This is a genomic window from Pedobacter cryophilus, assembly GCF_005116455.1.
Classification (GTDB): Bacteria; Bacteroidota; Bacteroidia; order Sphingobacteriales; family Sphingobacteriaceae; genus Pseudopedobacter; species Pseudopedobacter cryophilum.
In genome coordinates this window covers 867,909-883,574 of the sequence record NZ_SWBP01000002.1, presented here as the reverse complement: position 1 = coordinate 883,574, position 15,666 = coordinate 867,909, and the positions used below count along the sequence as shown (strand labels likewise).

General features: G+C 31.4%; 16 protein-coding genes. 13 read left to right on the top strand and 3 right to left on the bottom strand.

Going from position 1 to position 15,666, the window contains the following annotated elements:
• From FA046_RS09040 to FA046_RS09030, 3 genes are all read left to right on the top strand, one after another.
• On the top strand, positions 1–271 hold a 271-nt coding region (locus FA046_RS09040), incomplete at its 5' end, for a transposase (protein WP_136826055.1).
• 196 nt (positions 272–467) lie between these two features.
• Positions 468–1,865, top strand: coding sequence for a sensor histidine kinase (locus FA046_RS09035; protein WP_136826054.1), 1,398 nt, complete (start codon positions 468–470; stop codon positions 1,863–1,865).
• Positions 1,866–2,091: 226 nt separating this feature from the next.
• Complete coding sequence (locus FA046_RS09030) at positions 2,092–2,865, top strand: CHASE3 domain-containing protein (RefSeq protein ID WP_136826053.1); 774 nt, start codon at positions 2,092–2,094, stop codon at positions 2,863–2,865.
• Here FA046_RS09030 and FA046_RS09025 read toward each other — a convergent pair.
• Positions 2,840–4,237, bottom strand: coding sequence for an ATP-dependent DNA helicase (locus FA046_RS09025; protein ID WP_136826052.1), 1,398 nt, complete (start codon positions 4,235–4,237; stop codon positions 2,840–2,842). The two genes, FA046_RS09030 and FA046_RS09025, sit on opposite strands and share 26 nt — an antisense overlap.
• Positions 4,238–4,296: 59 nt before the next feature.
• Here FA046_RS09025 and FA046_RS09020 point away from each other — a divergent pair, with 59 nt between their 5' ends.
• From FA046_RS09020 to coaD, 3 genes are read left to right on the top strand one after another with little or no spacing between them, the layout of a single operon-like run.
• Positions 4,297–5,112 carry a DUF3822 family protein gene (locus FA046_RS09020; RefSeq protein ID WP_136826051.1) on the top strand — a complete coding sequence of 272 codons (816 nt, stop codon included), beginning with the start codon at positions 4,297–4,299 and terminating at the stop codon, positions 5,110–5,112.
• Positions 5,103–5,636, top strand: a complete 534-nt coding sequence (rsmD, locus tag FA046_RS09015; protein WP_136826050.1) for a 16S rRNA (guanine(966)-N(2))-methyltransferase RsmD — start codon at positions 5,103–5,105, stop codon at positions 5,634–5,636. Before FA046_RS09020 ends, rsmD begins: the two co-directional genes overlap by 10 nt.
• A gap of 29 nt (positions 5,637–5,665) precedes the next feature.
• Positions 5,666–6,130, top strand: coding sequence for a pantetheine-phosphate adenylyltransferase (coaD, locus tag FA046_RS09010; protein WP_136826049.1), 465 nt, complete (start codon positions 5,666–5,668; stop codon positions 6,128–6,130).
• Between the two features lie 122 nt (positions 6,131–6,252).
• On the opposite strand, the gene FA046_RS09005 is transcribed toward coaD, so the two are convergent.
• Positions 6,253–6,861 (bottom strand): NUDIX hydrolase, encoded by a 609-nt coding sequence (locus FA046_RS09005; protein WP_136826048.1) that lies wholly within the window; start codon positions 6,859–6,861, stop codon positions 6,253–6,255.
• Between FA046_RS09005 and pyrE the strand changes: the two genes are divergently transcribed.
• The 6 genes from pyrE (at position 6,860) to clpB (ending at position 11,782) form a co-directional block, all read left to right on the top strand.
• The gene (gene pyrE / locus FA046_RS09000; RefSeq protein ID WP_136826047.1) at positions 6,860–7,519 is read left to right on the top strand and encodes an orotate phosphoribosyltransferase; all 660 of its coding nucleotides are present in this window, start codon (positions 6,860–6,862) and stop codon (positions 7,517–7,519) included. The two genes, FA046_RS09005 and pyrE, sit on opposite strands and share 2 nt — an antisense overlap.
• Before the next feature lie 9 nt (positions 7,520–7,528).
• Entirely contained in the window at positions 7,529–7,924 is a 396-nt protein-coding gene (locus FA046_RS08995) for an SRPBCC family protein (protein ID WP_136826046.1), read from the top strand.
• Positions 7,925–7,927: 3 nt separating this feature from the next.
• A complete protein-coding gene (locus tag FA046_RS08990; RefSeq protein WP_136826045.1) occupies positions 7,928–8,341 on the top strand; it encodes a hypothetical protein in 414 nt (137 codons plus the stop codon).
• Positions 8,342–8,421: 80 nt separating this feature from the next.
• Complete coding sequence (locus FA046_RS08985) at positions 8,422–8,673, top strand: type II toxin-antitoxin system Phd/YefM family antitoxin (protein ID WP_136826044.1); 252 nt, start codon at positions 8,422–8,424, stop codon at positions 8,671–8,673.
• A complete protein-coding gene (locus FA046_RS08980; protein ID WP_136826043.1) occupies positions 8,670–8,924 on the top strand; it encodes a Txe/YoeB family addiction module toxin in 255 nt (84 codons plus the stop codon). The genes FA046_RS08985 and FA046_RS08980 overlap by 4 nt, the downstream gene beginning before the upstream one ends.
• A 248-nt stretch (positions 8,925–9,172) precedes the next feature.
• On the top strand, positions 9,173–11,782 hold the full coding sequence (gene clpB / locus FA046_RS08975; RefSeq protein ID WP_136826042.1) for an ATP-dependent chaperone ClpB: 2,610 nt from the start codon (positions 9,173–9,175) through the stop codon (positions 11,780–11,782).
• A gap of 93 nt (positions 11,783–11,875) precedes the next feature.
• On the opposite strand, the gene FA046_RS08970 is transcribed toward clpB, so the two are convergent.
• Positions 11,876–12,268: a hypothetical protein gene (locus tag FA046_RS08970; protein WP_136826041.1), complete on the bottom strand. Its 393-nt coding sequence runs from the start codon at positions 12,266–12,268 to the stop codon at positions 11,876–11,878.
• 194 nt (positions 12,269–12,462) lie between these two features.
• Here FA046_RS08970 and FA046_RS08965 point away from each other — a divergent pair, with 194 nt between their 5' ends.
• Positions 12,463–15,666 (top strand): chemotaxis protein CheB, encoded by a 3,204-nt coding sequence (locus tag FA046_RS08965; protein WP_136826040.1) that lies wholly within the window; start codon positions 12,463–12,465, stop codon positions 15,664–15,666.

Here is a 15,666-nt window from a genome sequence, read left to right as displayed (position 1 = left end):
CATATTGAGCCATTCAAAAGATAGATTAGTCGCTTTTAAAAAATTAGCAATATGGTATAATAAAATAGAGAGATTAGGCTACAAATCCTTTAATACCATAGCAAGAACCATTCAAAACAATTATGAAACCATATTGAATTACTTTGATAATAAAAGCACAAATGCATCAGCAGAATCATTTAATGCAAAAATAAAGGCTCTTAGATCTCAATTTAGAGGGGTGAGAAATGTTAAATTCTTCCTGTTCCGATTATCTAAAATTTATGCCTAAGCTAGTCCCCAACTTTTACGCTTGATCCTTCTTTTGTTTCCCAATCTATTATTAAAAAATCTCAATTAAATACGCTCACTAATTTAGAGGTTTGTAAAAAATCTATTATTTTAGCCGTTACAACATCTTTTTTATAAATAATTTTCAAATACAATTATTTAACACATAATTAAATACTATATTTGGCTTGCCTGTTATGAAAAAAATTAATGCCATCTATTTTATTATCTCTATTTGTATTGTTTTAATTTTTTGTAACACTTATTTTGTTTTCAATTATATAAATCATACAGCTATAGAGCTAGAAGAAATCCAAAAAATATCCGAATCGTCAAAATATGGCTCCGATTTATTATCATCTATAAAAGATGCAGAAACCGGGCAAAAAGGCTATTTAATTACGCAAGACACTACCTATCTTAAACCTTTTTTTGCCGCAAAAAGTAATATTATTACCCGTAAACAACTTTATTTAAATCAGGTAAAAACCTTTGCTTTTATAAACAAACAATTTCTTTCTCAATTAGAGAAAGCGATAACAATTAAAATAAACGAATTAAATACCATCATTATATTGGTAGAAAACCAAGAAACCACAAAGGCAATAAACATTGTTAAAACCAATAAAGGTTTAATGTCCATGGAGTATATTAGGTTTTTAATTAGAGATGCCAACAAGCTAATGGCGCAACAGGTTAAATTATTAAAAGGACAACTAGCTCAACAACAAGCAAATATTAAATTTTTCATGTTTATTTTTAATGTTTTAATTGTTTCTACTTTTATTATTCTCATTCTCAGGTTAAAAAATAGAGATCAAAAAATAGCCAATTTGTTAAAAAATGTAATTAAACAAAAGGATGATTTGAATTTAATGGCAAATAACCTTCAAGATCAAAATGACATTTTGCTAAAATACACCCATATTCTTTCTCATGATTTAAGATCTCCAATTCAAAATTTCGACTCTTTACTCAGTCTTTATGAATTAGAAAACGAGGAAGAGGAAAAGAAGACGGTATTTATGATGATCAAAAATCAATCTGAAAATTTAAAATCAAAAATGCACCAACTGATTGAGGAACTTAAAAAATTGCATCAAAAAACAACAACCCAAGACAGCTACCATTTAGATAAGATTATTGAAAGCGTGATTCAACAGCTTCAAACAGAGATATTACACACCAAAGCAAAAATTATTTTAGATTTAAATAAAGACATTATATTTAATGGCTCTGGTACTTTTATAGAAAGTATTATGCAAAATTTAATTTCTAATGCATTAAAATACAGGGATAGATCTCGTGAGCCTCTTATTCAAATTAAAACTACCTTAAATAAAGAGAAAAACAAGATTGAAATTATAGTTGCAGATAATGGCTTGGGCATTGATTTAAAAAAGCATCAAGCTCATCTTTTTGAAATCTATAAGACTTTTCATCATCACAAAGACAGTAAAGGTGTAGGATTACATCTTGTTAAAAAGATAGTAACAAATTTAAAAGGTGAAATTTCTGTTGAAAGTGAAGTAAATGTGGGTACAAAATTCACAATTAACCTACCTGTTGATCAAAAAAACAACTTAGCTTCTTAATAAACAGTCAAATATCAATAGCCTTATTCAAGGGTATTTTGTAAAAAAATCATCATTTAGTTAAAAAAATATTTTTATAACTAAACTACTTAAGCTTCAAATTCCTAATAAGAAAAAATATTTTTTTTCTAAAAATTTAAGTTTTGTTTAACTTATTTGAGTTATTTTTAAACAAATCAAAACTTAATGCACTTTAATTTGCTGTAGCCTTAAAGAAACCTTATTTATGAAAAGACCAATCCTTATTTACAGCCTTATTGCAATTGCCTGCACTATTCTATTATCTTACTGTTATTCATTCCTGTTTATTTATAATAACATTAGCAATAGCATGAAAGTTAGTGATAACAAGTACGACTTTTTAGAAAGCTCTCATTCCTTATTGGATAACCTAAAGGATGCCGAATCTAATCAGCGAGGTTATTTAATTACTTCTGATGAAAGATACCTTGAACCTTATAACAATGCCATTTACCGTTTAAATTTAGAACGTGAAAGATTTTCTCAATTAGTAAACAGTTATGGTTTAAATCAAACAAATGCAGCCGAATTAAAGGAGATAGACCGATTAATTACCAAAAAAATATCGGACATGACACAAACTATAAGCCTTCAAAAACAGGGAAATGGGAGTAAATCTGTGATGCTTATTAAGAGTAGATTTGGCGCAAATTTAATGGAAAAAGTGACCGCTATTTTCGAAAAACTAAATTCCGTTCAAAAATATAAAGAAACACAGGCTAAACAATCTATTCAGCAGTTTCGTAACCAATTTAAAATGTTTAGTATGGGTTTTGTGATTGCTTTAGTGATAGTGATGATTGCTTTAGCCTTTTCTAACCACAAATATTATATTAAAACTAAGCGTTTATTGTTTCCAAATTCAAATTTGATCTCTGATATTTCAAGAAACAAGGTGAATTTATTTGAATCATTAAATCCACAAAAATATCTAAGGCATTTCTTTCAAATATTTAATCAGGAAAAAACTGCTCATTAAAATTTACATAAAATAGCTCTTTTGAAGCTCTGGTGGTAGCTGTGTACAGCCATCTTAGTAAATCAATATTTAACATTTCTTCGGTTAAATAACCTTGATCAATAAAAACAGCTTCCCATTGCCCTCCTTGTGCCTTATGACAAGTAACAGCATAGGCAAATTTAATTTGTAAAGCGTTAAAATATGGATTAGTACGCAGCTCTTCCATTCTTAATCTTTTGTTAGGAATGTGCTCATAATCTTTCATCACTTCTTCAAAAAGCTTTTTTTGCTGTTCATAAGGCAGGTTTGGAGTTTCAGTATATAAAGTATCTAACATTACTTTACAGGTGATGGGCTCTTGGTCTATATCAGCAAATAAAATTTGAACCTCGGCAAATCTAAAACCATACATTTCCTGTATATTTTTTACCCGGGTAATTTGTCCGATATCGCCATTGGCAATAAAACCACCTTTTTCATCAGGCAGCCAAAAATAATTATTCTTCACTACCATAATTAAATCGCCTCCAGTAAGCTCATCCTCTCTCCCCAAAATTTGATTTCTGATGTGTTGATTATACAGATTTGCACTTTTATTAGACCTGCAAATCACCAGCGAGTTTTCTAAATCGTACTTACTGTAAGCGTAGTTTAAACCTTCAATAATTTTATCGCCCATCATTCTAAAAACATCTTTAAAACCTTTTGTTCTTAATGATGGAAAGCTGGTTTCCTCTGTCCTAATCAACTCTCTTATTGCGGTAGCATTAAACAAAATACCCGATTCTTTCTCTTGCCTTACCACCTGTGTTAATTCTATTTCATCAACAGCTAAACCAAACTTTTTAACATGATTAGCCACCAAAGCAGGGCTTTCTGTTGAACCTACTGGTGGTAATTGTGCGGTATCTCCAATAAAAATAATGCGGTTATTTTTATCATTATAAACAAAAGAAATTACGTCTTGTAATAAACTGCTGCCGCTATAATCTGTAGGCTCATCAATAATCATAGAAGCTTCATCTATAATAAATAAAGTATCCTGATGCATATTTGAAGCCAAACCAAAGTGCATTTCTGGTGAAAAAGCCGATTTTTTACGATAAATTTTTCGATGAATGGTAGATGCTCCTTTAGCCGAATACTGACTTAAAACTTTTGCAGCCCGACCAGTTGGTGCCAGTAAAACCGATTTAATTTTATACTTAGGCAACAATTTTATTAAGGTACTAATCACCGTAGTTTTACCTGTACCCGCATAGCCTTTTAAAATAAAACAAGACTGATGATCTTCATTAGCAATAAATTGTTGTAATTTATCAAACAAATAAAGCTGTTGAGGATTGGCTAGGTGCGGAAATAGTTTTGCAAGATCATGGGCTACGGTCATTATTTCAAATTTCGTTAAAATTATAAACGCTTTCGGATAAATTTTTACTTTTGTTGAGCATGAATGACAAAACACATCTTACCGTTCCAAATTTTGAACCTGCTAATGCAACTCAAAATGAATTATGCGTAGAATTAGGTAATAATGATTACAGCTATGCTTTGGTAGATGTTAAAAACCAAACCGTTAAAGTAATTTCAGCAGCCCAAACTACCATTTTTAATGATATTGAAGGCAATTTATTGCAAACACATTTTGCGAAAACCAAAATTAGTTTAACCACAAAAAAATTCACTTTTATACCTACTGAGGTTTATCATGAAAAAGATTTGGAGGTTTACAGTAAATATCTTAATCTATCAGAAAACGAAGCTGTTTTTGTGAAATCATTAGAAAAATCGGGTATTACAGTTATTTTTGCTTTTGAAAAACACCTGCTAGATAAAATTGAAAAATATTTCCCAGAAGCCGCTATCTATCCTCAATTTATTCCGTTTTTTACCGGCGTAGAATATGCTTTTAGTCAAATTAGTTATCCTCAACTTTTCGCCAACTTTAAGTCGGATGTGATAGAAATTATCATTTTTAATCAACATAAATTTCAGTTTTATAACGCATTTGAATATACAAATGAAGACGAATTACTGTATTTTATGCTTTTAGCAACGCAACAAAACAAGTTAAAGCCTGCTCAAGTAATGGTAAAAGTGAGTGGAAATATAGATACCAATGGTGCTGTTTTTCAAAAAATTAAGGCACAGTTTAACCATACTGAGGTTACAGATTTAGACAGTTTACCACTCACCTATTTAGGTTTAAATGAAGCCGTTATGCCGCGTTTTTTCTCTTTACTAAGTTTACATTTATGCGAATAATTGGCGGTAAATTAAAAGGATTAAGGTTTAACCCACCCAAAAATTTACCGGTAAGGCCTACTACAGATATGGCAAAAGAAGCCTTATTCAATATCCTGCAAAATCAGGTAGATTTTGACAATATTAAAATCTTAGACCTTTTTAGTGGTACTGGTAGTATTAGTTTAGAATTTGCATCAAGAGAAGCTTTGGAAATAACAGCTGTAGATCAAAATTTTGGTTGCGTTAATTATTTAAAAAGCATCAGTACAGAGCATCAATTAACGCAAATTAAAACAGTTAAAGCTGATGTGTTTAAGTATTTAAACCAAGAAACGGAGACTTTTGATTTAATTTTTGCCGATCCACCTTATGATATTCCTCGCATTCCCGAGATTGCCAGTATCATTTTTGAAAAAAAATTATTAAATAAAAACGGCATCCTTATTATAGAACACCAAAGCAGGCAAGATTTACACAATCATCCAAATTTTAAAGAAAAAAGGAAATATGGTTATTCGGCTTTTAGTTTTTTCGTTAATTAAATATCACTTTTAAAAACAAGCAAAATCTAATGAAAATAGCACTTTTTCCTGGTTCTTTTGATCCCATAACCAAAGCACACGTTGATATTTTAAAACGCTCACTTTCACTTTTCGACAAAATTTATGTGGGCATTGGCGTAAATAGCAGTAAACAATCTTTAATAAGTGCAGATAAAAGACTAGAAATGATTACTGCCGTTTTTAAAGACGAGCCTAAATTAGAGATGGTTACTTACGAGGGTTTAACCGTTAATTTTTGCCAAAAAATTGGGGCCTCACACATGATTAGAGGCATTAGAACGGTATCAGATTTTGAGTACGAAAAAGCAATAGCTCAAATGAACCATGCTTTAATTCCCGAAATTGAATCTATTTTTATTGTAAGTAAACCCGGTTATTCTTCTATCAGCTCAACTATTGTAAGAGATATTTTACGTTTTGGTGGCGATGTAACCCAGTTTGTACCCTCTGCTGCTCTCCCTTTTTTAAAATAATTTTTCTTTGAAAAGCAAGTTCCGTCTTTCAAACTTCCGCCAGTCGGGTTTTACGCTATAGTCCCAATCCGAAAAAACCGGAATTGGGAGCTGTCGCTTCACCCCCGTTTATTTTACTCTGGTTAATCGTCATGCCCATTAATCACATCTAAAATATTAGCATAAGTATTAGCTCTAATCACATTCCAGTTTTTTTTATCAAACCACTTCACCTCTGTAATACCTTCTTCTATTTGTGGGACTAATTTTTGTTTAGATTTAGCTTCCATAGCATACCAATGCGAAACTTTTAAAACCACTTTACCCTTAATTTCATACACATGGTAAGTTTTTAAAAGTTTTTCGCCTAAAGTTTTAATCCTAATGCCACACTCCTCCTCTACTTCTCGTACGGCAGCATCTTTCTTTTTTTCATTGACTTCTAGCTTTCCTTTTGGTAAATCCCATTTACCGTTTCTCTTGATAAACAAATACTTACTGTCTTCATTTTTTACCAATCCGCCAGCAGCTTCAATCACTCTTACGCTTTCCTTGATATGAAGAAATGCGCTTTTAACATCGGGTGTAACCAAATAAAATAAGGCTCTGGGGTTATTTGCTAAAGTCTTATAGAATTTTACAAAATCAAAGTCCTGAACATCAATTTGTTGATAATTAGTTGTTCCCTCAGGGATAGAATTAACTACAATTAGTGATTTTTCGTTGATATAAATATTGTATTTTTGTGCCATGTACAATAAAAATGAGATTCAACAGAAAATTGCTGAATTTTTGATGCAAATAAAAGCAATTAAATTACAACCTACTAATCCTTTTACATGGGCTTCCGGTTGGAAATCTCCTATTTATTGCGACAATAGAATTACGCTCTCTCATCCATCAATCAGAACTTATATCAGACAAAAACTTTCTGAATTAATACAAGAAGAATTTGGCTCTGTAAGTGTAATTGCAGGCGTAGCAACAGCTGGAATTCCACAAGGTGCATTAGTAGCACAAGAATTAGGTTTACCATTCATTTATGTTAGAGCTAAAGCTAAAGAGCATGGCACTCAAAGTTTAATTGAAGGCGAAATTAACCCAGGCCAAAGAGTAGTAATTGTTGAGGATTTAATTTCTACTGGTAAAAGTAGTATTCAAGCTGTTCATGCTTTACGTGATGCCGGTTATGAAGTAGCTGGTTTAGTAGCCATTTTCTCTTACGGTTTTGATATTGCCCAAGAAAATTTTGCCGAAGCTAAATGCCGTTTCTCTACCCTTTCTAATTATAATGCGCTAATAGATTATGCGGCTGAACATCATTTTGTTCAAAAAAACGACATAGATTTGCTAAACGAATGGAGAAGAAACCCATCTCAATGGGGACAACAAATTGAAAAAACCATCTAAAAAAACATCATGACTAATTTTGAAAGCTCAGTACAAATTAATAGACCTGTAAACCAAGTTTATAGCTTTTTAAGTGATTTAAATAATCATGAAAAACTGATGCCCGAGAATATTTATAATTGGAGCAGTACTACTGATGAAGCTAAGTTTACCATTCAAAATATGGCTAAATTGGCTTTAAAAGTATCTTCTCGTACAGAAAACAAAGAAATATTGATAATCCCTTCAGAGGAAGCTCCTTTTGCAGTAGAAATGAAATGGTTGATTATTGAAAACGGAGACCAAACTACTGCAACTTTAACAGTTTCAGCAGATTTAAACATGATGATGAAAATGCTAGCCAGCGGTCCGCTTCAAAAACTTGTTGATCACCAAACTGCTGCTCTGCAAAAAGAATTAGTTTAATTAATGAAATGGGGATTGCGGCTCTTTGGCTGTTTTGATATCATCACTTTCCTCTTATTCGTTAAAGCTAAAACCCTCTATTTATTAACTGCATTTGGTGAAATGCAGTTTTATATACCCCAAAAAGCCATCGCAATTTGGGAAATAATAGTCCTGTTATCCTTTTTACTTTCTGGAATATTATTATTTCAACAGAAAAAATCAGGACTCATTTTTAGTTGTATTCAAATCCCATTCAGGTTTATCTATCTCTATTTTAGTGTAGATGTTTTTAGTTATTTAGCCTATTACTTAGGTTTTAAATTTGAAATCTCAACTGCCAACTTTCAAAACAATTGGTTTTATTTATTACTCCTTTTAGAAGTGATGAGATATTCACTTTCTGCATATTGGTATAACAAGTTAAATCAACAATAATTCTCCCTGTGTTTCAAAAATTAAATTTTTAATACGTACTTAAAAACGTACTTTATTAGTAAATTTGTGAAATTTAAATTATGAAAGTAGTTAATTATACAGACCTAAGACTAAATCTAAAAAAGTGGATGGACTTAGTAGTCAATGATGTAGAAGAATTGATCATTAAAAGAAACAATAATAAAGACCTAGTTCTTATTTCTTTAGATGAATACAATTCTTTAAAAGAAACTAGTTATTTGCTTTCCGGAAAAAATAGGGATGTTTTAATTCAATCTTTAAAAGAAGCAAAAGAAGGTCAAATATTAGAAAAGCAAATTATTGAAGAGTGAAAATCACTTGGACTAAAACTGCTTGGGAAGATTATATTTTTTGGCAAGTAACAGATAAACAAAAACTAAAAAGAATTAATGAGTTAATAAAGAATACGTTGAGAGATCCTTTCAAAGGTATTGGAAATCCAGAACCTTTAAAACACGATTTACAAGGTTATTGGTCTAGAAGAATAGATGGCGAGCATAGACTATTATATTCATTTGATCATCACACTTTACTAATTATAGCTTGTAGATTTCATTATTAGATTTTTTTTTAAACATTCAGCTCTGTGAACTTTGAGCCCTCTGTGATTAAAATTTACCTCAATGCTTTTATCGATTTTATGTAGGTTATTAATCTAAACCATTAATAATTCGGAAATTTTAACAGTAAAAAATTTCTTTTTAAGACAAAAAGTCTCTATCAACCAATTGTTTAAGACATAATTTCTGCTTTAAAAAATTAAATGCTATTGGTGCTGTTTTTGCTGACTTCTTTTGGAGGACAAACACCATGAATTTTAATAATTATACTATAAAAGCACAAGAAGCTGTACAAAAAGCTTCAGACATTACTCAAGGTTTTCAGCAGCAAGCTATTGAGAATGCACATATCCTAAAAGGTCTTTTATCTGTTGATGAAAACGTAGTTGGCTATGTTTTAAAAAAATTAAACGTAAACATCAATCGTTTAAACGAAGCTTTAGATGATCAAATTAATGCTTTCCCAAAAGTATCTGGAAGCAATATCTATTTATCTAATGCCGCCAACAGCACTTTGTTAAAAGCACAATCTTATCTTAAAGAATTTAAAGATGAGTTTATTTCTGTTGAACATATTTTGCTTGGAATTTTAGCCGCTAATGATAAAACTGCAGGTTTATTAAAAGACCAGGGAGTTATTGAAAAAGACTTGAAAAAAGCGATTAAAGATTTACGTGGTGATGCTAAAGTAACCGATCAAAATGCGGAAGCTACTTATCAGGCTTTAAATAAATATGCCCGTAATTTAAATGAATATGCCGAATCAGGTAAATTAGATCCTGTAATTGGTAGGGATGAAGAGATTAGAAGAGTAATTCAAATTTTATCCAGACGAACAAAAAATAATCCTATTCTAATTGGCGAACCTGGCGTTGGTAAAACTGCCATTGCAGAAGGAATAGCTTTTAGAATTATAAAAGGAGATGTACCCGAAAACCTTAAAACTAAAGTGGTTTACTCTTTAGATATGGGTTCATTAATTGCGGGGGCAAAATATAAAGGAGAATTTGAAGAGCGCTTAAAAGCAGTAATTAAAGAAGTAACAGAAAGTGACGGCGAAACTATTTTATTTATAGATGAGATTCACACTTTAGTAGGTGCAGGTGGTGGCGAAGGCGCTATGGATGCCGCAAATATTTTAAAACCAGCTTTGGCTCGTGGCGAATTAAGAGCTATTGGAGCAACCACTTTAAATGAATATCAAAAATATTTAGAAAAAGATAAAGCCTTAGAACGTCGTTTCCAAAAGGTGATGGTTGATGAGCCCAGCACTCAAGATGCTATTTCTATTTTACGTGGTTTAAAAGAACGGTATGAAACACACCATAAAGTAAGAATAAAAGATGAAGCCATTATATCTGCCGTAGAGCTTTCTCAACGCTATATTTCTGATCGGTTTTTACCAGATAAAGCCATTGATTTAATGGATGAAGCTGCTTCTAAATTAAGAATGGAGATGGATTCGGTACCAGAGGTAGTTGATGAGTTGGACCGTAAAATTATGCAATTAGAAATTGAACGTGAGGCCATTAAAAGGGAAAACGACGAACGAAAAGTAAGTGATCTTTCTAAAGAAATTGCCGATTTAACTTCTGAAAGAGATGAATTAAAAGCAAAATGGCAGGGAGAAAAAGATTTAGTTGATAGTTTAAACAACAAAATCCAAGAAATTGAAAACCTTAAATTAGAAGCTGAACAAGCAGAAAGAGCTGGCGACTATGGAAAAGTAGCCGAAATTAGATACGGACGAATAAAAGACACCCAAGTTGAAGTAGAAAAGCTAAAGCAAGAATTGGAGAATAAAACCAAGGATAGCCGAATGCTTAAAGAAGAAGTCACTTCTGATGATATTGCAGGTGTAGTTGCCCGCTGGACAGGCATTCCCGTTACTAAATTAATTGCTAGCGAAAGAGAAAAGCTATTGCACTTAGAAGCAAAGTTACATGAAAGAGTGGCTGGCCAAAATGAAGCGATTGAAGCTATTTCTGATGCCATTAGAAGATCTAGAGCTGGTTTATCTGATCAGAAAAAACCAATTGGTTCTTTTATATTTTTAGGCACAACTGGGGTTGGAAAAACAGAATTAGCAAAGGCTTTAGCCGAATTCTTATTTAATGATGAGGCCGCAATGGTGCGTATTGATATGAGTGAATATCAAGAAAGACATTCGGTAAGCAGGTTAATTGGTGCGCCGCCGGGTTATGTGGGTTATGATGAAGGCGGACAATTGACAGAAGCTGTACGCAGAAAACCTTATTCTGTTATTTTGTTGGATGAGATAGAAAAAGCGCATCCAGATGTGTTTAATATTTTATTACAAGTGTTAGATGATGGCCGTTTAACGGATAATAAAGGCCGAATGGTGAATTTTAAAAATACCATCATCATCATGACTTCTAATATTGGCTCTCATTTAATACAAGAGAATTTTAGTGCCCTTGGAGATGAAAACAAAGAAGAAATTATTGCTAAAACCAAAAACGAGGTTTTTGAATTGCTAAAAAAATCTGTAAGGCCAGAGTTTTTAAACCGTATTGATGAAATTATCATGTTTACGCCTTTAAACCGTGATGAAATTAGAGACATTGTACGTTTGCAATTTAAAGGAGTAAAACATTCACTAGAAGAAATGGGCGTTTCTATAGAAGCAACCGAAGAAGCATTAGATTGGTTGGCTCAATTAGGTTACGATCCCCAGTTTGGTGCTCGTCCGTTAAAGAGAGTGATTCAGAAAAGAATTTTGAACGAACTTTCTAAACAAATTTTAGCCGGAACGGTAGATCGAGAAAGTAAAATTAAATTAGATGTTTTTGATCAAAAATTTGTTTTTATCAATACTAAAGAAACAGAACTGGTTTAAACCTTAATAATGAATAAAAAAGCCATTTGAAATATTCAAATGGCTTTTTTTATGTTTTTACAAAACAGATTTAACAAGAAATTTCTATTAATTTTAACCTAATTTACTCAACACAATAAAAAGCGCAACAATAGCCACTACTACTGTTACCCCAACATAAACTGCGCCTCCAACAAGCATATAATGACCAACAGTCCGTTTTTTTAAACTTTTATTATACGCTGCTTGCCTATATGCCTTCACATAAACAGAATCTTTTAATAAAAGTGTATCGCTTACAGCTCCCAATTTAGGTTTAAAAAAATCAGAGGTATAATTTCCTTTGTTTTTTCTGAATGTTGTAAAATCATCACCACTTAATTTAAAATATTTCACATCAGCCTGCGCAATCTTTATTATAGAATCTTTGGAAGCCGTTTGTGCTATTAAATTATTAGATACGGCACTAATAAGTACCAGGCTGAATATCAATGCTTTTAACATCATGCAATGTAATAATTATTTATAATTATACAAGTTTGTTAACTTCTATGAAAAAATAGAATCGCTATATGCTAAAGAAAAATCAGAAAATAAAAGGTTAAAGCCAAAACAAAAAAATAATTATAAAATCGGATATACTTATTAAGTATATTTGAATTCACCTCATAATTTTAGAAATCTAAAAATCAATAAAAACTATGGCTAAGATTGATAAAAAGCAATATATCATAGCTATTGGAGCATCTGCAGGTGGATTAGAAGCTATCTCAGATTTTTTTGATTATACCCCTCTTGATGGTGTTTCTTATGTTGTAATACAGCATCTCTCTGCCGATTTTAAGAGTCAAATGTCTAAAATACTTGACCGCCATACAGATTTAAACATTATTGAAGCTGAGGATAATATAGAGGTAGAGTGTAATAAAGTATACCTTATACCCAGTACCAAATACATGATCATAAAAAATGGTCGTTTAGTATTAACTGATAAAAAAATAAAAACGCCTCCTCATTTAACTATAGACTATTTCTTTTCTTCTTTAGCGAAGGAAAGAGGCAACAAAGCTATAGGTATTATTTTATCAGGGACAGGTGCTGATGGCTCTAAAGGGGTTACTGATATTAAAAAAGCTGGAGGTATTATACTTGTACAAGATCCCGTTACTGCAAGTTTTGACGGAATGCCTATTTCTGCTATAAAAACCAATGTAGTAGACTTAGTATTATCACCTCAGGCAATGCCGCAAGTGATAGAAAGCTATGTAAAAGATGGTATTTTAGATTTGCTTAGTGATGAAAAAACTGACACCATTAGTGAAAAAGATTTAGCCCCTATCATTAAGCTAATTAAAGGAAATTTACCACTTGATTTTACAGATTATAAGCGCCCTACCATTTTAAGAAGGATAAAAAGGAGAATGGCACAAAATAATTTTACTAAAATTTCTGCCTATTATGATTATTTGATAAACAATAGTAAAGAAATAGAACTCTTAGCTAATGACTTTTTAATAGGAGTAACTTCTTTTTTTAGAGACCCTGAAGCCTTTAAAATTATTGAAAAAAAGGTGATTCCAGAAATTGTAGCTAGTAAACAGGGAAATGATGTTTTAAAAATTTGGGTAGCAGGCTGTGCTACTGGAGAAGAAGCTTATTCCTTAGCCATATTAGTAAAAGAACATTTAAACAAAAAGAACTTAAATTTAGGTGTTAAAATTTTTGCAACCGACATTAATAAAGCTGCTTTAGATATTGCTTCAAAAGGAATTTATAACAATCATATAGAAAAAACAGTTTCTAAAGAAAGACTACAGAACTTTTTTACCAAAAATGGCTCGGTTTATAAAATAAACCACGAAATCAGAAAGATGCTCATTTTTGCACAACATGATTTGATAAAAAATGCACCTTATTGCAATATAGATTTTATTAGTTGCAGAAATTTATTGATTTACCTAAATGCCGTTTTGCAAAAGAAAGTGCTTTGTATGATGCATTTTGGATTGAAAAAAGATGGCTTTCTTTTTCTGGGACCGAGTGAAAGCGCTACTATTTTAATTTCAGATTTTATTGAAATAAGCAATAAATGGAAAATTTTAAAAAGTAAAAAAACAGGCCGAATGGTTAGATTTGATACTTTTTCTTCTCCGGTGATTGAGGGTTTTAAAACTACAACTGTAGAGGTGAGTAAAAAAACCGAGGTTCTTCCATCTAAACTTACCTTAGCTGATGAAGTAAACTTGTCTATTTTAGAAGAATCGGGCCTAAGCCTGATTTGTATTAATGAGAATTTTACAGTCATTCAAACCTTTGGTAATCCATCGGCATATCTAAAAAATGAAATTTTCAATTTTAACTTAAATGATCTACTGCCAGATCATATTGTTATCCCATTTAAGGCCGCTGCTTACAAAGCATTACAATTAAACCAAAAAGTTATGCTTAATGGTTTAGATTTTGGGATGAGCGATCATGATAAAAATCATTTAGTTAATCTTATTATTAAGCCTTATAATGGCACCGAATCAACTGAAAAATTGCTATTGGTTATATTTATAGATAGTCATAAATCAACAACAGCAAAAACCACCAAAATTAAAGACATAGATAAACTTACCAAAGAACATTTAATTCATTTAGAAAAAGAGCTTACAGAAACTAAACATCAGCTAGAAGTAGCTTATCAGCGTATAGAATCTTCTAATGAAAATTTGCAATCATTTAATGAGGAATTGTTATCGGCAAATGAGGAAATGCAAAGTGCCAATGAAGAGCTTCAATCTGTAAATGAAGAACTTCAAACCATTAATAAAGAACACCAGGTAACTAATATTGCCCTTACCGAACTAAATGATGACCTCAATAATTATTTTAGAAGTAACACAAACGGACAGTTATTTGTTGATAATTCACTCCTGCTAAAAAAATACTCCCCTGCTGCGGTAAAGCATATTAATATCCGCGAAAGCGATATTGGCCGCCCTTTAAGTAATATTACCACCAATATTAAATTTGAAACCTTTATTGAAGATATAAAACAAGTAATACACAACGATAAAACTATTGTTAAAGAGGTAGAAGCAACTGATGGAAAAATATATCAGGTGATGACGATGCCTTACCTCAAAAAAGACAGCAAAAAAGCAGATGGAGCAGTAATTAGCTTTTATGACATCACCGATCTTAAAAAATTGATGCAAGAATTAGATGCCAGCAACAAAAGCTTACTAAGAATTAATGCTGATCTTGATAATTTTGTTTACAGCGCCTCTCATGATCTAAAATCACCAATTCTTAATATAGAATCGGTTTTAACTATTTTAAATTCTAAAATAGATATGAAAGACCCTAATGTGATTAAATTAACAAATATCATTAAATCGTCTATCACTAATTTTAAAGAGGTAATTACAGATTTAGCAAAGGTGGGTAGAATTGAGGCTGAGATGCAAGAAGAATGTGAAATTGAGAGTTTTACTGATATTTTTAAAGAGATCAAAGACTTGATATCCGAAAGAATAAAACATGCTCAGGCTAAAATTACCACCCACTTTTATGAGGAGGAAATAAAATTCCCGAAAAAGCATTTAAGAAGTATTATGTTAAATTTATTAACTAATGCCATTAAATTTAGTGATCCTGATAGAACACCTGAAATATCAATTAAGACAGAAAAAGTTGATCAGTTTATTATGTTATCAATGAAAGACAATGGTATTGGAATTAATGCTGACCGATTAGATTTTGTTTTTAAAATGTACCAAAGAGTAAATGATGATTTAGAAGGTCAAGGAATTGGACTTTATTTGATCAAAAAAATTATAGATACATCAGGAGGGAAAATTGAGGTAGAAAGTAAAGTAGGGCAAGGCAGTAATTTTAAAATTTATTTTAAAATTTAA